The following is a 19,451-nucleotide window of genomic DNA, read 5'->3' as shown; positions in this document are numbered from 1 at the left end:
GTGTCCTGCGAGGACACGTCTCGTGAGCGAAACCAATCTCGTGGGCGAAACCAATGCAAACGAACAACTCGGCGCAGTTTCGCCGGGTGATATTTTGCTGCTCGAAACGAAGCAGCAGAGCGACGTGAAAAGCCGACGAGCGACAGGTAGGGTTTACGAGCGACGGATATGAACCACGAGAGACAGGTTCGAGTTATTCGTCGTCCGAGCGCTCGGTGGTGAACTCGCGTTCTCGACGCTCCGCGGGTTCTATCGTGACCTGCGAAATCCGCCTTTGTTCGACGTCATCGACTCGGAACACGTAGCCGTCCAACACCACGCTGTCATCGACTTCCGGGGCGCGCCCCAGTTCGCTCAACACCAATCCCCCAATCGTCTCGAAATCCTCGCTCTCGAAGTCGGCATCGAGCGTCTCGTTGACCTCGTGGATAGGCACGTGTCCATCGACGGTGTAGGTATCTTCGCCGAGTTCGGTTATCGAAGGTTCCAGTTCGGCGGCGTCGAACTCGTCCCGAATCTCGCCGACGATTTCCTCCAGAATATCCTCGATAGTGACGATACCCTCGAACTCACCCCACTCGTCGATGACGACGGCCATCTGGCTCTCGCGCTGCCGGAATGCGGTCAGGATGTCGTCGATACGCCTGTCTTCTGGAACGAAAATAGCGTTGCGGGCGAGGTCGCGAGCAGTCAGCGTCGTCGCTTCGATACTCTCGCCCTCGATAGCCCGTAGAATGTCCTTGACGTGAACGAAGCCGATTGGCTGGTCGCCCTGTTCCTCGTCCAGAACGAGGTAGCGCGTGAAGTTGCCCTCGGCCGCGACCGACCGGAGTTCATCGAGTGGGATGCCCGCGGAAACGGTCGCGGTGTCGGGGCGCGGAACCATGATTTCGCGGGCAGTGGTGTCGCCGAGTTCGAAGACGCCTTCTATCATCTCCATTTCGTCGAGGTCGATGTGGCCCTGTTCTTCGGACTGGGCGAGCACCATCATCAGTTCGTCTTCCGTATGTGCCTCCTCGGATTCCGAGGCTGGCGAGACGCCCGCGAGTCGCGTGAAGAAGTTCGCCGTGCCGTTGAACACGAAGATTCCGGGCAGGAAAATATAGTAGAACAGTTTCATCGGGGGCGCGACGAGCAGTGAAATCCGTTCCGCCTCCTGAATAGCGAACGTCTTCGGCGCGAGTTCGCCGAAGACGACGTGGAGAAAAGTGATGAAGCCGAATCCGAGCGCGAAGGCGACGAAGTGAATCGTTCCCTCGGGGACGACAGGCCCGAGAACGGGTTCGATGAGGGCCGCAACCGCAGGTTCGCCTATCCACCCCAATCCCAGCGAGGAAAGCGTAATGCCGAGTTGGCAGACCGCCAGATAGTCGTCCAGATTATCGACCGCTTCCTTCACCAGATTCGCACCGGGTTTTCCCGCCTCGACCAGTTCGTTCACCCGCGTCCGGCGTATCTTGACGAACGCGAACTCAGTCGCCACGAACAGACCGTTCATGAACACCAAAAAGAACGCGACAAGGAGGCGGAACGCGGAGAGCGCAACGTCTACCATTGGATACCTCCTTCGTCGGTCGGAAACGGTTCGAGGAGAAGTGAGAAATCGGGACTTCGATGGAGGAGATGGGCCATACACACTGTAGTCGCCGAAATCGCAAAACGGTAGCGCCGGTTACGGGACGAACGACGTTCCGCCACCACAACCTATCTTTCTCCCGCCACCCTTTCTCTAAACGATGCCCGACCTCGATTCCCTCGACCACGGAAAATACGTCCAACGCGCAATCGCGCTCGCCCGCGAAGCAGGCGAGCGCGGTGACGGCCCCTACGGGTCGATTCTCGTCCGAAACGACGAAATCATCATGGAGGAGACGAACCGCGAGAACACCGACGACGACCTCGCGCTCCACCCAGAACTCACGCTGGCGCGCAGAGCGGAACGGGAACTGTCCCCCGAAGCGTGCAAAGAGACGGTGATGTACACCAGTACGGAACCCTGTCCGATGTGTGCGGGCGGAATCGCTATTGCCGGACTCGGGGCGGTCGTCTACAGCGTCTCGGGCAAGCGCGCCGCCGAGGAGTTCGGTGGCGCGCCGGGCGTTCCGTGTGACGAGATTTTTGAGCGAAAAGCGTGTGACATCGACGTCGTCGGTGGCATCCTCGAAGCGGACGGACTGGCGCTCCACCGCGACTTTCGGTGAGGCAGGTGTGGAAAGCATGTTCGGAACCGGAATCCGGCGTATTCCGGTTCCGAGTTTGCACTCCACCGTCTCCTCCACTCCGTGCGCTTATCCCCCGCGAGTTCGTAGATTCGAACATGACGAGGCCAGACGACCCCAGCCCTGCCGAAGTCGCCGACAACCTCGACAATCCGGTTCTTCTCTTCGACGGCGTCTGTAACCTCTGCAACGCAGCCGTCCGATTTGCCGTTCGATTCGATGAGTCCGGAACCTTTCGATTCGCCCCCCTCCAGTCCGACATCGGGCAGGAACTCCTCTCCCGATTCGACCTTCCGACCGAGGATTTCGACTCGTTCGTCCTCGTGGAGGGCGACGACTACTACACTCGTTCCACCGCGGTGCTCCGGGTCTGTCGCCGACTGGACGGCCCGTGGCCGCTACTCTATCCGCTCGTCTATCTTCCCGAACGACTGCGCGACCCGGCGTATACATTCGTCGCGGAACATCGCTATCGGCTGTTTGGAAAGAAAGACGAATGTCCGATTCCGGAACCCGAAATCCGCGAGCGGTTCGCAGAGCGCGCGCTCGATACGTCGTAGCCGCCTCACTCGGCAAGGGTTCGTCTGAACGTCGCGCAACAGCCGAAATACTACTGCGGTACCGACCTACAACTGCCGAACTAACTCGGGCATTTTTTCCACGTCCTTCAGCCGAAACGGGTACAGTTTCACCAATTCGAACAGGCCGAGGTCGTATCGTCGCAGTCGTTCCGCCTTGGTCGCCGAGAGGTTCCCGGCCCGCCTCACGAACGAATCCTGCTGGCTCCCGCTGAAATCGTAGAGCAGGTCGCTCAGGAGTCGTTGGAGTCGCCACTTTTTCCCTCTCGTCTCGTTCCATCGGCGTTCGTACGTCCGTAATCGCCCTGCGGAAACGTCGTCTGCCGACAGCGCGTTTCGGGCAACAGTGGCGGCCATCTTCGCCGAGGCCAGTCCCGGTCGAATACCTTCGCCGAACAGGGGATTGATGCTCGACGCCGCATCCCCGATAGCCATGAAACCGTCGGTGGCCCGCTGATTTGTCGAGTCGTTCCAGACGCCCTCGCCCGCGTGTTTCGCCCTGATTTCCTCGACGTGCCAGCGCGGGTCGTCGCGTACCCATCGTTCGGCGTACTCGTGAATCGAATCCCCGGTTCCGCGGGTAGCGTGGTACTTGTCCACCCAGCAGACGCCCGCCTTGTACACGTCTTCACCCGCCGGAAACGTCCACGCGTAGCCCCCCGGTGCGAGTCGGTGGTCGAACGCGAACAGCATTGTGTCCTCGGTTTCGTACTCCCCCTCGATTTCGTATTCGAGGCCGATTCCGCGCCGTGCGGCGTCCGTATCGAAGAACCCCAACTCGGACGTGATGACTGCACTCGGCCCACTCGCATCGACGGTTATCCGTCCACGGAGGTCACCACTGCCGTCGGAGTTTCGGTACCGGACGCCGCGAATCGCTCCCCTCTCGACAATCGGTTCCGTGACGGTCGTTCCGGTGTAGACGTCGGCCCCGCGGGATTTTGCGTCGGCTCCCAAAAATTCCAGTAAGCCGGGAAAATCGAGGACGTAGCCCTCGATGTCGAGCCGACTGTGCTCCGTCGGCCCTTCGAAGGTGATGGTGTCGGGGTCGCCCATGACGACTTCGTGGGGAATGTCGTACCCGTCGATGACTTCCCCGAACGTCCCACCCGTGGATTTGTCGTTGTCGCGGAGGTCGCCGTTTCGTTCCAGAACGGCGACCGAGAAGTTCGAGCGAGAAACGATTTCCCGCGCAAATTGGAGTCCTGCCGGCCCCCCACCGACGACGATGCAATCGTAGTCGCACTGCATAGCAACGCGTTCACGACGACGTGAATAAAGGTTGGCCGAGGAACAGTTACTCGGCCAACTCCACCGCAATTTCGTTCCGACGCATGAACGGCGGCGTCCACGGCGCGTCGTAGCGAAGCAAAGACGGGTCGCCCATCGGCGTCAAGTCGTGCGCGGCGAGGGTATCGAACAGTCGCCGCTGATTCCGTTCGACCCGGCCGCTGGTAGCGTACCACGAAAATGGGCGAACCGCGAGCGTCCGCGCGCCGACGTGCTCGATGGTCACCTCGTCGGTTTCCGGTTTCGGCGCGCCCTCGGCGGTGTATTCGCCGGGGAGGAAAAACGCCATCCGGACGCCGTCCGCAGACTGCTCGGTTGCAACCGGAGCAGTCATGGCAATTTTATCGGGTTCGGTGGTGACCGGCGCGGTCATCGGGATATCTTCCTGCGACTGATTTCCGCCGTCGATGTACTCGAATAGTCGCCGGAACGCTTCCTCTCCATCATCGGCGGTGGTTCGGGCAACGACCGTATCCGGATACCGCCGAATCTCGACGCCGTTCAGGGTGAGTGCAGTCGTGTACGGAACCCGCTCGGTCGTTCGTTTGATGTAGACACCCCATCCGACCCACGCGATTCCGAGTGCGGCGAGAGTGCCGACCGCGAGTTTGGCAGGCGTACTGGCTGTTCGTGGCATAAAATACCATACGTCAGGAGGAAGCAAGTAGCTACTCCCCTTCCAGTTGGATAGCGACTATTTCAGCAATCGGTAACAATTTTCTTTATATTTCGAATTCAACTGCGGGGATATGGAGTGGGAACCCGACAGAGGATTGCAGGCACGGATGGTGCTGACGGTGTTGCTCGTCGCCGGATTCGCGGTTGCCCTTCCGGTGACGGTGTGGCTCCTCGCCACGCAAACCGCGCGTCTCGTCGCGTGGGTGACGGGAACGACACCTCACTCGGTGCTGGAAATCGGCGCACTGACCACCGTGATGGGTGTTCTCGGCTTCTACGCCATCGAAAAGTACGCTAGCAACGAACTGACGGATTTCCCGCAGAACGACCCTGCCGAGTCGAAATCGGGGGAACCGATAGCGGTTCCCGACTCGGTGAAAGCGAGAACGACGAAACTCGCAAACCAACTTTCGGTTCCACGACCGGCCATCGAGTGCCGCGAGTCGAATCTCCCGACGGCGTACACGACGGGTCGGTCGCCCGAAAACGCGACCATCGTTCTCACCTCCGCGCTCCTCGACACGCTGGACGACGACGAACTCGAAGCGGTTCTCGCCCACGAATGCGCACACATCCGACACCGCGACTTCCTCGTCGTCAGCGTTGCCTCCATTCCCATGCGAATCGCGTGGCGGATTCGGAAACACGCCGACGAACACTGGGCGAAAAACGCAAGCCACAGGAGCGACCATCGCAGTCACCCGCTCGTCGAAATCTTCTACGCGCTCCTGTTCGCCCTCTCGACGGTTTTCAGCGTCGTCGGTCGCATGCTTCTCGCCTTGCTCTCGCGGTATCGGGAATTGGCCGCCGACCGCGGAGCAGTGCGGATTACCAGAAATCCGAGCGCACTGGCAGGCGCGCTCCGAAAACTGTACGACGCGACGGCGACGAAACCGCCGACCGACCTGCGGGACGCCTACGACATGCCGCCGGAGCGCGCCATCGTCCCGCTCTCGGTTGCGACTGATGTGGAATCGGCCGACTTTCGGTCGGCCGATTCCGGATGGTTAGAGACGCATCCATCGCTGAAAGTGCGACTCGAAAAACTACAAGACGTGGAACGCAGATTGGACGGAGAACCTTCGAAACCGGGCGACAGTCCGTAACCAATTTCGGACCATCGACGTAAGGAGAGCGACGATTGATTCTATGGAATCCGCCGTCACGACGGCGGATTCCGGCTCAGAGCTCGAAACGCTCCCACCGAGCCAGTAACCACTGGTAGTTACACCAATGGCGAAATCCTTATGGAACATTCACACAACGTTGTTTCCATGCCGATACAACGACGGAACTTCGTTCGAGCGGTGGGTGTGGGTGCCCTCGCCGGACTGGCTGGCTGTACCGGGTCGCTCGGAAATCAAAACGAGAATCAGAACGGGAGTCAGAATCAGAACCAAGGGTCGTCCGGAAACGGAACCCCCAGCAATGGCGAACTCGTCCTCGCCACGACGACCAGCACGTACGACACCGGCCTATTGGACGAACTTCATCCGCCGTTCGAGGAGGCCTTCGGCGTCACCATCAAGACGCTCTCGAAGGGAACCGGTGCGAGCATCCGAACCGCGGAGGACGGAGACGCCGACGTGATTCTCGTTCACGCACGCGGGGCAGAAGACGAGTTCCTGCAGGCGGGCCACGGCGTCAACCGCCGAGACGTGATGTTCAACGACTTCGTCATCGTCGGGCCACAGGACGACCCGGCGGGCGTCAACGGGATGAAGAGCGCGACGAAGGCGTTTTCGACCATCGCAAACCAGCAAGCGACGTTCCTCTCCCGCGGCGACGATTCGGGCACGAACAAGAAGGAACTCGCCGTCTGGGAGGAGGCTGGCGTCGAACCGAGCGGAAGATGGTACCGAGAAGTCGGAAAAGGGATGGGCGATACGCTCACGCAGGCGAGTCAGTCGAGCGCCTACACGCTCGCCGACCGCGGGACGTACCTCTCGATGAAAAGCGACATCAATCTCGTGATTCACGTACAGGGGCCGCTGAAAGACGGGCCGGTCATCTTGAAAAATCCCTACGGCGTGATTCCGGTCAACCCCGCGAAACACGACAACGCCAACTATCAGGCCGCGATGGCCTACGCCGGGTATCTGACCAGTCCGAAGGCACAGAACCTCATCGACAACTACACGGCAAACGGGTCGCAACTGTTCTTCCCGAACGCGCTGTCGGAGCAACCCAACTTCGGTCAGTACGTCCCGCAGGGCTACTCCGCCCAACAGGCCCAATCCCTCTCGCGCGAGGATAAAGAATATCTCTCGTGGGTCGAGCAGAACGTTCCGGCGGACTACTGAATCCGGCAGGTAGCGAACGCACATCGTTTCAGTCCTCATGCTCGCACAACTCATCCCCGGCGCGGACTGGCAGTATTTCGTGAGCATCGCCGTCGTCTCACTATACGTGAGCGTGACCGCCGTGGCGATTTCGACGCTGGTCAGCCTGCCAATCGCGCTGGCTGTCGGCTTTTCGGACTTTCCGGGCAAGCGCATCGTTACTGCGGTCATCAACACCGGGATGGGATTTCCGAGCGTCGTGGTCGGCCTGCTCGTCCTGCTGACGCTCTCGAATCAGGGGCCGCTGGGCGAGTTGGGGCTGGTTTTCACTCCAACTGCGATGATAGCTTCGCAGTTCGTGCTGGCGACGCCCGTCATCACGAGCATCAGCCTTTCCGCCATCGAATCGGTCGGACAGGACGTGCGGGACGCCGCCTTCACGCTCGGCGGCACCGACACGGACATCGGCGTCCTCGTCGTGAAGGAGGCGCGCTACGGCATCGTCACCGCGATTCTCGCCGGATTCGGTCGGGCCGTCAGCGAAGTCGGGTCGATTCTCATCGTCGGCGGAAACATCGTCTTCAGCGACGGCACGTCCTACACCAGAACGCTCACGACGGCGATTACGGTCGAAGCGCGACAAGGACAGTACGAGACGGGACTGGTGCTCGGTGCGATGTTGCTCGTCCTCGTCCTCTTCGTGAACGTTCTCGGGTCGTGGGTTCGGAGTCGAAGCAGGGGCAGGGGTGAGATTCAGCGATGACGCTCACCGCAAGCGACCTCTCGCACGGATTCGACGGCGAACCGGTTCTTTCGGACGTGTCGCTCTCGGTAGAACCCGGCGACGTCGTCACGATAGTCGGCCCGTCGGGAACGGGAAAAACGACGCTTCTGCGCCTGCTCGGGATGTTCCACCCGCCCGATTCAGGAACCATCGAGTGGCAAAACGAGGACGTGTGGCGACTGTCGGAGGACGACCGACTGGAAGTCCGCCGACGGGTCAGCATGGTGTTTCAGGAACCGTCGCTGTTCAACGCGCCGGTAGCGCAAAACGTAACCTACGGACTCCGGGTTCGCCAATCGTGGTCGAAACGGGTTCGGGCGAGTCTCGCCCGAACCCTCGGCGGTCGAAGCGTGCCGGACGGAATCGGCTCGAACGTGACGAACGCACTCGAAACCGTTGGCTTGGTGGACAAAATCGACCAAAACGCGCTGTCGCTTTCGGGCGGGGAAGCTCAACGCGTCGCCTTCGCGCGGGCGCTCGCAACCGACCCCGAAATTCTGCTGTTGGACGAACCGTCTTCGAATCTCGACCCGCGAAACACGGCGGTCATCGAGGAGGCAATCGCCGACGCCAGACGACGGGGACTCGGCGTCGTCGTGGCGACCCACGATATGCACCAAGCCGAACGGATTTCCGACCGCGTGGGCGTCCTGCTCGACGGAACAGTAATCGAAACCGGCCCACCCGAACAGGTGTTCGACAGTCCGGACGACGACCGAACGCGGAAGTTCGTCGCCGGAGAACTGATGTACTGACGGCCGAAATCGGAAGACGAAACGGATGACGAACGACGCACCTCGGCCGACGTTCGACGCGCAACTCGTCGCGGGAGATGTTGCTTTTGACGCACGAGACGCGCAACTGCTCCGAACAATCGACGACGAGGGATCGCTGAACGCCGCCGCGAACGAACTCGGACGCTCTTACGCGCACGCACAGCGGCGAATCGTGGAACTGGAAGCGGAGTTCGGGTCGCTGGTTCGCCGCGTTCGCGGCGGGTCGCGCGGCGGCGGAAGCACCTTGACGGACGACGCCCGCGGACTGCTTCAGCAGTTCCGCCGGGTGACCGCCGAATCCTCGGGTCTGGCGGAGGTAGACGAAACGGTGCTCACGGGAATCGTCACAGAGCGCGATGGCGAGTTCGGATTCGTGGAAACCGATGCTGGCGTCGTTCGGGCGTTGGTTTCCCCCGGTGCAGAGAACGTCGAGGTCGCAATTCGCTCGGACGTGATAACGCTCCACAGTCCGACTTCGGCTCCGGAGGGGGACGAAACGAGCGCGAGAAATCAGTTCGAGGGGCGAGTCCGGGCGATCGAAACGGGCGAACGAATCGCTCGCGTCACGGTCGATGTCGGTGGAGAAACCCCGTTTCTCGCGCTGGTCACGACGACGAGCGTGGAGCGACTGGCGTTGGAACCCGGCAAAGACATCGTCGTATCGTTCAAGGCGACGGCGACGCGGGCGGTTCCGTGTTCGTCGCAGGGGTAACAGTCAGGATTCGGTGACGATTTCAGAACAGATGTCAACCAGATTTTTCGCGGCCATCTCCCACGAGTAGCGGGTCGCGGTTTCCCGACCGTTCGCTTCGAGTCGTGTCCGTAATCCGGGGGATGAGCGAAGAGCGGAAATCGCGCCCGCGATTTCCGCCGGGGATTCCGGCGGAACGAGCAGAGCGGTTTCCCGGTCGGTGGCGTACTCGGTGATGCCCTCCAGATTCGTCGTCACGACGGGAGTTCCGCAGGCCATCGCCTCGACGTTGACCATGCCGAAACTCTCGTATCGCGAAGGGAGACAGAACACGTCTGCGGCGGCGTAGTAGCCCGGCAGTTCGTCGTGGGGAATCGCCCCTTCGATGGTGATTTTCGAATCGAGTTCACGGGACTCGATTCGTCGTTTCAGCGCGGCGGTATCTCCCCTGCCGACGAGACGGAGATGCACATCGTCTGGGAGTTCGGCCACCGCATCCACGAGGTCGAAGATTCCTTTGGCTTCTACGAACCGACCGACGAACAGAATCTCCCATTCGTCTCCGCGTCCGAACGCGGGAGTCACATCCGGATGAAATCGCTGGACATCCACGCCGGGGTAGACGACGCCGTCCGGTTCGTAGTCGAGATGGTCGATGAACTCCCGTTTCGTCTGTTCCGTGTTTGCCACCGAATAGCCGGACGACAGCAGTTCCCGAACCTGCATCCCGATTCCGGCGCGTTCGAAGCCGTGGAAGACCCGAATCACGGGAACGTCGAGGAGGTTCGAGAGAACGAGGTCGTCCAGAAAGTCGTGTGTCACCAGCACGTCGAGGTTTTCGTTCATGTGGCGAATCGTCCCGTCACGAACCATGCCGAGTGCGGGAACCAGATGGTTTCCCAGCACCGAGAAGAGGGCGGAGTTTGCGGTCGGAAGGCTCTCTCGGAGCCTTCCGGCCGCTTTGGTTTCGTCGCCAAGTTGGACGACTTCGGCCTCCGTCTCCCGCATCTTCGGCGTCAACTCGCCGGATTCGGTGTAGAGATACGCCGGATTGCGGTCTGCGACCGCATCCAGCAGTTCTTGGACGTACATCACGACGCCGCCAGCGTCCCGAGTTCCGGCCTTTCTGAAATACATCCCGACGGTCAGTTGTTCCCCTCGGTCGGGTTCCTTATTTTCGGAATTTTCGTGAGAATCGTTCGCTTCCAGTTCGGTTCGCCGACGCTCACCGACAGGAATTTGCAACCGACTTCCGTCGCTCATTCTCGGATTCGAGGAGTTAATTCCACTTTGTTATGCACCAGCAGTAACGTCGTTTTCACTCGGTATGGACTTCCTGACCGAGAAATGCTGAGCAAAAATAGAACGGATAAAACGGACAGCGTCAGCGGAACCGAACGACGAACCGGCGGTCGTTCAGATACCCGTCATCAGCGTCGAGATGGTGTCGAAGTCGAAACAGTAGTTTCGTCCCTTGTAGGTGAAACAGAATCGGCCAGACGGACTGGACGCCGAAATCCGCTGTTCGTCCACCGAATCGTCCGCCGAGGATGCGGTTTCCGCGGCGTTGCCGGAGTCGGAACCGTTCGAGGAGTTGCCCGAATTCCCACCGTTTCCGGAACTCCCGGAGTTGCCGTTTCCGGAACCGCCTGAGTTACCGCTGTTTCCCGAATTTTCGCCGTTCGCTGCCGACCCGCTCGCGGCCTGTTCGGCGGTCGTGGGCGCACCTTTCGGTGGTTCGTGCGACGGATTCTCGCCGACGTTCGTCGTCTCGACGTTGCCGATGAGTTGGCCCTTAATCTGTGAATCCGTGACACGGAACGTCGTCTTCGTCGCGGCCAGCGCGGACGCGCCGCCGTTCGTGTTCGCGTCCGTACAGTCGATGTGACAATTTTCGAACTCGATGACGTTGCTCGTCGTTCCGTAGCCGTCGTACACGCCGCGGGAGTTCACGACGCCGCCGTTGATGGGGTGAACCGGAACGTCGTCCGTGTTGTAGATGACCGTGTTTTTGACGGTCGTCCCGTCGTTTGCGATGCGGAGGTGGCTGATGTTGTTGTTCTTCAGGAGACAGCGGTCGAACGCGAGCGTCCCGTTGCCACCGCCGGAACTAGCCGAGCCAGCCGCGTAAATCGCGTTACCCGTCCAGCCGTTCATCGTGACCTCGTTCAGGTCGATGTGGCCCGAGTGGGAACTGGAGACGCCGATTGCGCCCTTTCGAACCATGTCGCCGGAAACGCCGTCGCCGAGGTAGACGTGTTCGATGGTGCCGGTTCCGGAGGCGGCGATGAGGTTCGGATGGCCGCCCAGATTCTCGCCCGGCGAGTGCGGGCCGCTCATGTCCGCGGCACCTTTGAACCCGACGTTGCGAATCGTCCAGTCGGAACCGCTCGCCACGATTCGGGCGTCTGCTTTGTCGGCGCTGATGTCGATGAGTTTGTTCTCGAACGTTTCGCCGCTTCCGACTTGGAACTGCTCCTGGCTTCCGGCCGGAACGGTGATCGTTTCGTACTCCGCCGCCGCTGCGCCGTTCGAAAGCAGCCCCGCTCCCGCAACCGTGAGCGCGGTCGAACCGGTCAGCTTCAGATACGAGCGTCTGTTCAGCGAACTTTCTGAGATTTCTCTATCGCGTACTGTCGTACTGCAATCGCGTGCCATGCAGGCTTCAATGCAAAGCCATCTTTTAATATTCTTGCGGTATGCATCCCGTTCTCTCAAATCCGCAAGGGGATTGTGTGAAACGGCGTTCCACTCCTCGTTGTATCGTTCGAATCGGTGTTAGAACCGATGATTTCGAAAAATAAGTTAGTAATCGAACTATTTGGAGCTGGTAATCGAACGAATCTCTCGTAGAAATCGAACTGGTTGGCGGTGATTACGCTACGGTACGCGAGTCATAACAAAGCCTGCACGATGGGTTGATACACCTATCGTGAGTCAGAGAAGGAACCAAGGACACGAGCACAGGGTACGCCGTAAACGCTCTTTTTCGCCGATAAACCGAAACACGGTGTTCAGCCATGGCGGACAGTAACCACCTTTCTGACCTCCTTTCGAGTTCAGTTCTTATCGTTCTCGGTGTCGTCGTCGCTTCCGTCGGACGATTGGTCGAGCGAATCGTCATCGCCCAGCAGTTCTCGCCGGAATTGTACGGTGAAGTTTCCATCGCCTTTGCAATCATGACCGTCGGAACCACGGTTTCGCTCGTCGGACTGAACGACGGAATTCCGCGGTTCGTCTCACGGTACGATGACGAACGCGACGTTCGCGGCGTCTGGGTTCTCGGGTTGGTCGTCTCCCTCGCCGTCAGCATCCTCGTCTCCGCGCTGTTGTTGCTGAACGTAGACAGAATCACAGGCGCGCTGTTCGAAACCGCAGTTTCTCGCGAACTGGTGCGACTGTTCATCCTGACGATTCCGGTCAGCGTCGGTTTGACCGTCGGCGTCAGCGCACTTCGCGGACTGGAAAACACGCGGTACAAACTGTACACCAAGGATTTGCTTCACCCCTGCCTGCGAATCGGCCTGCTGGCCTTCTTGCTGGGAGCCGGGTTCGACCTGCTCGCGGTTGGCTACGCCTACTTCGTCGCAACGCTCGGTACGTTGGTCGTCGTCTACCTGCTCTCGAACAAACTCGTTCGACTCGTCGGGCCAGTACGAACCCACGGCCGGGAACTGCTTTCCTACTCTGCTCCCCTCATCGTGACGATGGTACTGTCGATTCTGCTCACCCGGATGGACACCCTGATGCTCGCTGATATGCGAACCTCCGCCGAAGTCGGCGTATACAACGCGGCCTACCCCCTCGCCAACAGTTTGCTGATGGTCATCTCCTCCTTCGGTTATCTCTATCTGCCGCTCACCTCCCGCCTCGACGCGGACGGCGAGCACGAGGAAATCACCGACATCTATCGCATCACGACGAAGTGGATTTTCGTCTTCACCTTCCCCGCGTTTCTCGTGTTCACCGTCTTTCCGGGCGACGTGCTCTCTATCTTCTTCGGCCAGCAGTACGTTGGCGGCGGCATCGCGCTCGCCATCCTCTCGATTGGCTTCTTCACCAGCGCGGCAGCAGGCCGAAATCGGACGACGCTGGCCGCGCTCGGCCACACGAAACAAATCCTCTGGGTTGACGTGCTGACGCTCGCGCTCAACTTTGTCCTGAACGTCTTCCTGATTCCGACCCACGGATTCGTCGGTGCCGCGATTGCATCCGCCGGAGCCTACGTCCTCCGAAACGTCGCGTTCAACGTGGTTCTCCAGCTAAAATCCGGCATCAACCCACTTTCTACACAGACGACGCGAACGTATCTCGTCCTCCCCGTCGTGCTGTTTCCGGTCGCCGTTTTTACCTCGAATTGGATGACCCTGACCGCCGTGACCCTCCCCGTCTTCCTGGTGTGTTCCGGACTGTTAGGCCTCGTTTCCGTCGCCCTCGCAGGCAGTCTCCAACCCGAAGACGGCGTTTTTATCGAATTTATCGAGGGTGCGGTTGGGATGGAAGTTCCGGCGATTCAGCGGCTTCAACGATATTTACGCGCTCAAGGTGAGTGAGGTAGCACCCATCTCCGTGCCGTAATCGCACTGCAACCGCACCGAAACCACGAACTTCCCGTCGTAGATTGTCACGACCGATACAACCGAGTCAGTGCCCGGACGATTGTCATCGAATCATGTACGACGCCATCGTCGTCGGCGGCGGCATCGTCGGCGCGTCCGTCGCGTACCACCTCGCGCGGAAGGACGCCGACACGCTCCTCATCGACCGACACGACACGGGACGTGCGACAGATGCAGGTGCGGGAATCATCTCGCCAGCGACGAGCAGTCGAACCGCCTCGTCCGTCTGGTTCGAGTTCGCGCTCGACGCCGCGGCCTACTACCCGACGCTGAACGACCGACTGACCGACGAACAGGACGGCGATACAGGCTACTCTTCCTGCGAACTCCTCTCGGTCGCCGTGGACGAAGACGAGGTGGCGGCGTTCGACGCCGCCACCGAACGTATCGAAAACCGACAGGAAAGGTACGGAGAACCGAAGCCCGGAACGACGACCGAACTGTCCGCGGACGAAGCCCAAGAGAAATTCCCCGCGCTCGCCGAAACCGAGCGATGCCGGTTCTACAGTGACGCGGCGCGAGTGGACGCCCGGACGTTCACCGCGGCGCTACTTCGGGCCGGGAAACAGCACGGACTTACCGTCGCGGAAAAGGACGTGACTAAAATACGTCACGAAGACGGAACCGTCTCCGGTGTCGAAACCGCGGATGGCGACAGCGACGACGCAGAAACCGTCGTCGTCGCTGGCGGCGCGTGGTCACCGCGGTTCGAGGAATCGCTGGGCGTTTCGATTCCGGTCGAACCACAGCGCGGCCAAATCATCCACTTGGACTGCCACGACACGGATACCAAAGATTGGCCCATCGTGGGCGCGTTTCGCGGTCACTACATGGTTCCGTGGGTGGACAACCGAATCGCCGTCGGTGCAACCCGAGAAGTCGATTCGGGATTCGAACCGCGAACCACGGCGGGCGGCGTCAACGAGGTGTTGTCCGAAGCACTCCGCGTCGCACCCGGACTGGAAGACGCGGAAATCGTGGACATTCGAATTGGCCTCAGGCCGCGTTCCGCCGACCAACTACCAGTGTTGGGGCAGATTCCGACCGTCGAAGGCGCGTATCTGGCTACCGGCCACGGCGCGACGGGGCTTCAACTCGGGCCGTACAGCGGGAAGTTGGTTGCCGATGCTGTTCTCGGCGAACCGATGGAAAAAGAGCAGTTCAGCGTGAATCGGTTTCAGTGAAACCGATTTAGCGAGAACAGGCCGATGTCGTGGCGACTCTCTCCGTCAATCGCCAGTTCGGCCAGAATCTCCCCGACCACGCTCGACAGTTTGAATCCGTGGCCCGAAAAGCCCGCGCCGACGACGACCTGCGGGTGGTCGGGAAGTGTGTCGATGATGAAATGCTCGTCCGGCGAGTTCGTGAACAGGCAGGTCTCCAACCGCATCGTGGGCCCCGCGGCCTCCGGAAAGTAGCGTTCCGTAAACTCGCGGAGGACGCGCTCGTCGGCTCGATTCGGTTCCACCATCTTATCTGGGTTCACCTGTTCGTGGAAATGGTTGTACTTGCCAACTTTGTAGCCCGGCACGCCGTATTCCGGGAAGCCGTAGAAGTAGCCCTCCTCGCAATCGACGATGAAAACCGGAAACGAGTCGGGGCGGAACTGCTCGGGGTCGTTCGGCTGAAACCAGCCGAGAACCTGCCGTTCCGGAACCGCCTGCGACTCCAGTATCGGGAGCAGGTTTTTGGCCCACGCGCCCGCCGTGACGACCATGGTATCGGCGGTGTAGCTACCTTTGTCGGTTTCGACCCTGACGCCGCCGTCTGGCGTGGGTTCCCAGTCGAGCACCGCCTCGCGGGCGCGAATCTCCGCGCCGTGGCGATGGGCCGACGCGACGTGCGCGACGACGCACTGTTCGACGTGGAGGAATCCGCCGTCGGGTTCCACGACGGCCACGAAATCGTCCGGCAGGTCGTACCCCGGATAGCGTTCCGCGACCGCTTCGGCCGAAAGCAGTTCGTAGTCGATATCGTGCTGTTCGCAGGATTCGCGTGCACCAGCGACTTTCTCGCTCCCTTCCGGGCCTGCAACGATGCACCCTGTGGTGTGCAGGAGTTGCGTCGGATGGGTTTCGTCCAGTTCGTGCCAGAGGTCGTAGGCACGAGAGAGGAGGGGGACGTAATCCGGATGTTCGTAGTACGCTTTCCGGATGATTCGCGTCACGCCGTGCGACGACCCCTTCGCGTGGGGCACGTCGTAGCGTTCGAGTCCGAGCACCCGCTGGCCTCGTTTTGCGAGATGTGAAACCGCTGCGCTTCCCATGCCACCGACGCCGACGACGATGGTGTCGTAGTGAGCCATTGACTCGCACCATTGCTGGCAGAGGCATTAGTGGTTCACTTCGTCGTCGGTTTCGAGTCAGTTCGAAAGCGGTTCCGGTGTGCATCGATTCGGAACCGAAATCGCACCGAAAAATGCGGTAATACGCAATTTATGTGTCACCACTACTGTCTGAACGATAGCGGATAGCGTTCCGATAACGGTATATCCTCGAAGTGAATAGCGATGGAAAACACCTGATTCGGGTGCGTACCGTGACGGGACAAACTGACTACATCGACGACGACATTACGGACGCCATTCTCAACGGCTCGAAGTACGAGCGACTGCGCGTCCGTCGGCACAGCATCTTCGACCAATCGATTCCGACGAAACTGGCGTGGCAAAGCGTTCTCCTGCTCGCCTTGGCGCTCGTCGCACCTATCACGCTGGCGTACCCCTCGGCGGTCGCTGGCCTGTTTCCGGGCGGGGAACCCCTCGCGTCCTCGCCGACGGTGCTGATGCCTGGGGCGCTCGTCCTCGTCCTCGAACTCGGAACCGCAGTCGGACACGTCGCCGTCGCTGGCGCGATTCTCCGCGACGAATCCGCGTTGAGCGAGCGCCGAATGCGACAACTCCTGAGCATAGAGGAGATGGCGTCGTTCTACGGTTTCGTCGGCGGTGCCCTGCTCCTCGGCATCACGCTCGTCTTTTTCCTGCTCGGATTTTCGGGCGTCGAAACCCTCCAGCAGTATTCACCGCCGGGGAAGCAGGGGCCGTTCGACCCGTCCGGAACCGGACTCAGCGTGGCCACCGTGTCGATTCTGTCGTTCGTGGCGAGCGGCATTCTCTTCGCAGTGAGTCGGTATCTGGCCGTCAAATTGGACTGAGGGGCACGCGGAACACTGTTCTATCGAGATACGGTGCCGAAGGAACACTGTTCTATGGTACCAGTAGACAGAACGTTTACTGACGTTCATCACGAACGAGAAAAGGGGGGTGGGAGTCATGGCGAAGGACGATTGGGATGTCCTGTACGACGTTCTACTGGCGCCGTCGATAGCCGACAGCGTCTATCGAGCGCTTTCGGATACACAACGCCGATACACGCTGTATCTCCTCGCAGAATGGGGGCTCGTGTTCGAGGACGAACTGGCGGACATTCTCACCGGATGGATTCACGCGAACGAGTATCGAATGGCGACACCCGACGACCGAGAACGGGTACGTATCGAACTGCACGAGATACACGTTCCGATACTACGAGAGGCAGGACTGATTCGCTACGACGAACAGATGGAACTCCTCTCGCTCGGGGAGGTATCGCCGCCCGTCGGCCGAATCCTCGACTGGGCACAACGGAACGAGCGCAGAAACACCCCGGAGCCGAACTCCGACTCGTAGGTAATGACCCTTCACGAACACATCACGACGGTCGAACGGGAGCAGAAGACGCTCGTAGTGTACGCCGCCGACCCGGATACCGACCTCGCGGAGCAGTTCGAAACGAAGAACGTCGCGGTGCAGTACAAACGACTCCGGAGCGTCGGCGGCGACGAATTTCTCGTCGTTCGGGACGACGGAGAGTTCAAGGGGACGATAGGATTGCAGGCTCTCACGGAGTTTCTTACACCTCCCATCACCGTTCCGTGGAGCGACGAGGGAGAGTCGTCTTTGTTCCGCGACCTGCTTTCGGTTCTCGACAGAACCCTATTCACCTCGTTCGACAAACGTCAGATGCTCGCAACGAGTCGGGAAATCGAAGACCGCGCGTGGCGGGTCGGAGACGGCGAACTCCACGTCGGCTTTCAGTCGCCGTCCGCGTTTCGCGCACAGGAACCCGTCTATGACCGACTCGCCGACGAGACGAACCTCGACATCCACATCTACGGGAGCGGAGAGTGGCGTTCGTTCGAGATGCAGGATGTGACGTTTCACGGGGACGAAACCGACGAAATCGGGAAGACGTGGTTTCTGGTGTACGACGGCGGCGGCGACCCGTTACAGAAATGCGCATTGCTGGCGGAAGAGCACGACCCCGACCAGTTCTACGGATTCTGGACGTATGACCCGAAAACCGTGGACGAACTGCTTTCGTATCTGCACGAATCATATGGGTAATTCTACTGCCTCATCGACTTACTCTTTTCAGCGACCAAATGGTGATAAAATTCGGTAGTGTCGATTAGAGGGCTACGGAACCATCACCGATTTCGGATAACCGGGTACAGCGCGCCGAGCACCACGCCGAAGACGGCGTGGCCAAGCAGGCTTTGTACACTGATGTTCGGCAGGCTCGGAGCCATCGGGAAGCCAACCGCCTGCAACCAAATCGGCATTACGATGACGGCGGCGACGACCCAGACGAGGACGCCGTAGCCGAGGCCGATTGCGGCCGATTTCCCGACCGAATCGGCCGAACTTCGGAGGCCGGTGAGCGACACCATCGCGGCGAACAGCACGCCGAAGATGGCGGAGTTGATCATGTGAATCGTCCATCCGGCGGCCCCGCCGTCGAGGCCCCACAGGGCCGGAATGGCGTGTTCGATGACGGGCCGCATCTGCATCGTCAGCATGACACCCATCACGGCACCCGCGATGAGTCCCGAGAGTACGCCGGACTGCCACGCGTTTTCCCGATAGTTCGATACGTCCGTCACTGATTCCGTGGTAGTCTCTGTCGCCATCGCAGATGAGTGTACTCCAACCCCGAACAAGGCGGTTTGGCGCGCGTGCGGGGCGAACGCATGTGCGTTCGCCCCGCACGACCGATACGGGTAATCGAATGGAGTTAGACCGACGATTGGCGACCGAAACAGCATCCTCAACCACGGTGAGTTCGAAGTAACTCCGGATTTTATCAGGAATCGTGTGTACAACTCACACATGAGCGACCCCGACCCACAGCGGTTTCGAACCCTGATGCTCGGCGACGAACCGAGTTTCGAGAACGTGATGACTTGTGTGTTCTCTATCCAACCCCACGAGAGCCGCACGTATCGCGTGTTGTTGGAACAACCAAACAGCACGACAGAGGAGCTGGCCGTCGAAACCGACCGCGACCGGAGCAACGTTTCCCGGTCGTTGGCGACCCTGCGCGAGAAGGGATTGGCCAGCAGACGACGCCACCTCCTCGACGGCGGCGGCCACGTATACCGACACGAACCGACGCCACTCGCGGACGCGAAAGACCTGATGCACCAGACGTTGGACGAGTGGTGTGCATACGTTCACGGACGCATAGACGAGTTCGGGGAGTAGGACAGTCGAA

21 protein-coding genes are annotated in these 19,451 nt (G+C 60.3%); 14 read left to right on the top strand and 7 right to left on the bottom strand.

What is annotated here, in order from left to right:
* The first annotated feature begins 22 nt into the window (after positions 1-22).
* Positions 23-172 carry a hypothetical protein gene (locus BW974_RS25345; protein ID WP_175609617.1) on the top strand — a complete coding sequence of 50 codons (150 nt, stop codon included), beginning with the start codon at positions 23-25 and terminating at the stop codon, positions 170-172.
* Between the two features lie 21 nt (positions 173-193).
* Here the strand turns inward: BW974_RS25345 and BW974_RS03205 are convergent, their stop codons facing one another.
* The gene (locus tag BW974_RS03205) at positions 194-1,555 is read right to left on the bottom strand and encodes a hemolysin family protein (RefSeq protein ID WP_076427910.1); all 1,362 of its coding nucleotides are present in this window, start codon (positions 1,553-1,555) and stop codon (positions 194-196) included.
* A 181-nt stretch (positions 1,556-1,736) separates the two neighbouring features.
* Here BW974_RS03205 and BW974_RS03200 point away from each other — a divergent pair, with 181 nt between their 5' ends.
* Positions 1,737-2,201 carry a nucleoside deaminase gene (locus BW974_RS03200; RefSeq protein ID WP_076427908.1) on the top strand — a complete coding sequence of 155 codons (465 nt, stop codon included), beginning with the start codon at positions 1,737-1,739 and terminating at the stop codon, positions 2,199-2,201.
* Positions 2,202-2,317: 116 nt separating this feature from the next.
* Positions 2,318-2,779: a thiol-disulfide oxidoreductase DCC family protein gene (locus tag BW974_RS03195; protein ID WP_076427906.1), complete on the top strand. Its 462-nt coding sequence runs from the start codon at positions 2,318-2,320 to the stop codon at positions 2,777-2,779.
* A 66-nt stretch (positions 2,780-2,845) separates the two neighbouring features.
* On the opposite strand, the gene BW974_RS03190 is transcribed toward BW974_RS03195, so the two are convergent.
* Positions 2,846-4,048: an NAD(P)/FAD-dependent oxidoreductase gene (locus tag BW974_RS03190; protein ID WP_076427904.1), complete on the bottom strand. Its 1,203-nt coding sequence runs from the start codon at positions 4,046-4,048 to the stop codon at positions 2,846-2,848.
* A gap of 46 nt (positions 4,049-4,094) precedes the next feature.
* Positions 4,095-4,724 (bottom strand): SOUL family heme-binding protein, encoded by a 630-nt coding sequence (locus BW974_RS03185; RefSeq protein ID WP_076427902.1) that lies wholly within the window; start codon positions 4,722-4,724, stop codon positions 4,095-4,097.
* A 112-nt stretch (positions 4,725-4,836) separates the two neighbouring features.
* On the opposite strand from BW974_RS03185, the gene BW974_RS03180 reads away from it, so the two are divergent.
* The 5 genes from BW974_RS03180 to BW974_RS03160 all read left to right on the top strand — a co-directional run bounded on the left by BW974_RS03180 (position 4,837) and on the right by BW974_RS03160 (position 9,319).
* Positions 4,837-5,871: a M48 family metalloprotease gene (locus BW974_RS03180; RefSeq protein ID WP_076427900.1), complete on the top strand. Its 1,035-nt coding sequence runs from the start codon at positions 4,837-4,839 to the stop codon at positions 5,869-5,871.
* 168 nt (positions 5,872-6,039) lie between these two features.
* Positions 6,040-7,068 (top strand): ABC transporter substrate-binding protein, encoded by a 1,029-nt coding sequence (locus tag BW974_RS03175; RefSeq protein ID WP_076427898.1) that lies wholly within the window; start codon positions 6,040-6,042, stop codon positions 7,066-7,068.
* Between the two features lie 37 nt (positions 7,069-7,105).
* On the top strand, positions 7,106-7,810 hold the full coding sequence (locus tag BW974_RS03170; protein ID WP_076427896.1) for an ABC transporter permease: 705 nt from the start codon (positions 7,106-7,108) through the stop codon (positions 7,808-7,810).
* Positions 7,807-8,586 carry an amino acid ABC transporter ATP-binding protein gene (locus tag BW974_RS03165; RefSeq protein ID WP_076427894.1) on the top strand — a complete coding sequence of 260 codons (780 nt, stop codon included), beginning with the start codon at positions 7,807-7,809 and terminating at the stop codon, positions 8,584-8,586. Before BW974_RS03170 ends, BW974_RS03165 begins: the two co-directional genes overlap by 4 nt.
* 25 nt (positions 8,587-8,611) lie before the next feature.
* A complete protein-coding gene (locus BW974_RS03160; RefSeq protein WP_076427892.1) occupies positions 8,612-9,319 on the top strand; it encodes a TOBE domain-containing protein in 708 nt (235 codons plus the stop codon).
* 3 nt (positions 9,320-9,322) lie between these two features.
* On the opposite strand, the gene BW974_RS03155 is transcribed toward BW974_RS03160, so the two are convergent.
* Positions 9,323-10,561, bottom strand: coding sequence for a glycosyltransferase family 4 protein (locus tag BW974_RS03155; RefSeq protein ID WP_076427890.1), 1,239 nt, complete (start codon positions 10,559-10,561; stop codon positions 9,323-9,325).
* A gap of 153 nt (positions 10,562-10,714) precedes the next feature.
* Positions 10,715-11,956 carry a hypothetical protein gene (locus BW974_RS03150; RefSeq protein WP_245799885.1) on the bottom strand — a complete coding sequence of 414 codons (1,242 nt, stop codon included), beginning with the start codon at positions 11,954-11,956 and terminating at the stop codon, positions 10,715-10,717.
* Positions 11,957-12,318: 362 nt separating this feature from the next.
* On the opposite strand from BW974_RS03150, the gene BW974_RS03145 reads away from it, so the two are divergent.
* Positions 12,319-13,851 carry a flippase gene (locus BW974_RS03145; RefSeq protein ID WP_076427888.1) on the top strand — a complete coding sequence of 511 codons (1,533 nt, stop codon included), beginning with the start codon at positions 12,319-12,321 and terminating at the stop codon, positions 13,849-13,851.
* A gap of 119 nt (positions 13,852-13,970) precedes the next feature.
* Positions 13,971-15,101 (top strand): NAD(P)/FAD-dependent oxidoreductase, encoded by a 1,131-nt coding sequence (locus BW974_RS03140; protein ID WP_076427886.1) that lies wholly within the window; start codon positions 13,971-13,973, stop codon positions 15,099-15,101.
* On the opposite strand, the gene solA is transcribed toward BW974_RS03140, so the two are convergent.
* Positions 15,095-16,222 carry an N-methyl-L-tryptophan oxidase gene (gene solA / locus BW974_RS03135; protein WP_076427884.1) on the bottom strand — a complete coding sequence of 376 codons (1,128 nt, stop codon included), beginning with the start codon at positions 16,220-16,222 and terminating at the stop codon, positions 15,095-15,097. The genes BW974_RS03140 and solA overlap by 7 nt on opposite strands.
* A 233-nt stretch (positions 16,223-16,455) precedes the next feature.
* On the opposite strand from solA, the gene BW974_RS03130 reads away from it, so the two are divergent.
* The 3 genes from BW974_RS03130 to BW974_RS03120 all read left to right on the top strand — a co-directional run bounded on the left by BW974_RS03130 (position 16,456) and on the right by BW974_RS03120 (position 18,301).
* A complete protein-coding gene (locus tag BW974_RS03130) occupies positions 16,456-17,070 on the top strand; it encodes a hypothetical protein (protein ID WP_076430216.1) in 615 nt (204 codons plus the stop codon).
* A gap of 118 nt (positions 17,071-17,188) precedes the next feature.
* Positions 17,189-17,584, top strand: a complete 396-nt coding sequence (locus BW974_RS03125) for a DUF7344 domain-containing protein (RefSeq protein ID WP_076427882.1) — start codon at positions 17,189-17,191, stop codon at positions 17,582-17,584.
* A 3-nt stretch (positions 17,585-17,587) separates the two neighbouring features.
* Positions 17,588-18,301 carry a DICT sensory domain-containing protein gene (locus BW974_RS03120; protein WP_076427880.1) on the top strand — a complete coding sequence of 238 codons (714 nt, stop codon included), beginning with the start codon at positions 17,588-17,590 and terminating at the stop codon, positions 18,299-18,301.
* Positions 18,302-18,384: 83 nt separating this feature from the next.
* Here BW974_RS03120 and BW974_RS03115 read toward each other — a convergent pair whose 3' ends face one another.
* Entirely contained in the window at positions 18,385-18,867 is a 483-nt protein-coding gene (locus tag BW974_RS03115) for a histidine kinase (protein ID WP_076427878.1), read from the bottom strand.
* Between the two features lie 199 nt (positions 18,868-19,066).
* Here BW974_RS03115 and BW974_RS03110 point away from each other — a divergent pair, with 199 nt between their 5' ends.
* Positions 19,067-19,441: a helix-turn-helix domain-containing protein gene (locus tag BW974_RS03110; protein ID WP_076427876.1), complete on the top strand. Its 375-nt coding sequence runs from the start codon at positions 19,067-19,069 to the stop codon at positions 19,439-19,441.
* Positions 19,442-19,451: the final 10 nt, after the last annotated feature.

It is taken from the genome of Haladaptatus litoreus (assembly GCF_900156425.1).
GTDB lineage: Archaea > Halobacteriota > Halobacteria > Halobacteriales > Haladaptataceae > Haladaptatus > Haladaptatus litoreus.
The sequence above is the reverse complement of the archived record's forward strand: the minus strand, read 5'-3'. Positions and strand labels throughout refer to the sequence as shown.

Bases quoted from the DNA above. Each gene is read 5' to 3' on its own strand.
- BW974_RS03205 (WP_076427910.1), bottom strand. From the start codon at position 1,555: ATGGTAGACGTTGCGCTCTCCGCGTTCCGCCTCCTTGTCGCGTTCTTT.
- BW974_RS03200 (WP_076427908.1), top strand. From the start codon at position 1,737: ATGCCCGACCTCGATTCCCTCGACCACGGAAAATACGTCCAACGCGCA.
- BW974_RS03195 (WP_076427906.1), top strand. From the start codon at position 2,318: ATGACGAGGCCAGACGACCCCAGCCCTGCCGAAGTCGCCGACAACCTC.
- BW974_RS03190 (WP_076427904.1), bottom strand. From the start codon at position 4,048: ATGCAGTGCGACTACGATTGCATCGTCGTCGGTGGGGGGCCGGCAGGA.
- BW974_RS03185 (WP_076427902.1), bottom strand. From the start codon at position 4,724: ATGCCACGAACAGCCAGTACGCCTGCCAAACTCGCGGTCGGCACTCTC.
- BW974_RS03180 (WP_076427900.1), top strand. From the start codon at position 4,837: ATGGAGTGGGAACCCGACAGAGGATTGCAGGCACGGATGGTGCTGACG.
- BW974_RS03175 (WP_076427898.1), top strand. From the start codon at position 6,040: ATGCCGATACAACGACGGAACTTCGTTCGAGCGGTGGGTGTGGGTGCC.
- BW974_RS03170 (WP_076427896.1), top strand. From the start codon at position 7,106: ATGCTCGCACAACTCATCCCCGGCGCGGACTGGCAGTATTTCGTGAGC.
- BW974_RS03165 (WP_076427894.1), top strand. From the start codon at position 7,807: ATGACGCTCACCGCAAGCGACCTCTCGCACGGATTCGACGGCGAACCG.
- BW974_RS03160 (WP_076427892.1), top strand. From the start codon at position 8,612: ATGACGAACGACGCACCTCGGCCGACGTTCGACGCGCAACTCGTCGCG.
- BW974_RS03155 (WP_076427890.1), bottom strand. From the start codon at position 10,561: ATGAGCGACGGAAGTCGGTTGCAAATTCCTGTCGGTGAGCGTCGGCGA.
- BW974_RS03150 (WP_245799885.1), bottom strand. From the start codon at position 11,956: ATGGCACGCGATTGCAGTACGACAGTACGCGATAGAGAAATCTCAGAA.
- BW974_RS03145 (WP_076427888.1), top strand. From the start codon at position 12,319: ATGGCGGACAGTAACCACCTTTCTGACCTCCTTTCGAGTTCAGTTCTT.
- BW974_RS03140 (WP_076427886.1), top strand. From the start codon at position 13,971: ATGTACGACGCCATCGTCGTCGGCGGCGGCATCGTCGGCGCGTCCGTC.
- solA (WP_076427884.1), bottom strand. From the start codon at position 16,222: ATGGCTCACTACGACACCATCGTCGTCGGCGTCGGTGGCATGGGAAGC.
- BW974_RS03125 (WP_076427882.1), top strand. From the start codon at position 17,189: ATGGCGAAGGACGATTGGGATGTCCTGTACGACGTTCTACTGGCGCCG.
- BW974_RS03120 (WP_076427880.1), top strand. From the start codon at position 17,588: ATGACCCTTCACGAACACATCACGACGGTCGAACGGGAGCAGAAGACG.
- BW974_RS03115 (WP_076427878.1), bottom strand. From the start codon at position 18,867: ATGGCGACAGAGACTACCACGGAATCAGTGACGGACGTATCGAACTAT.
- BW974_RS03110 (WP_076427876.1), top strand. From the start codon at position 19,067: ATGAGCGACCCCGACCCACAGCGGTTTCGAACCCTGATGCTCGGCGAC.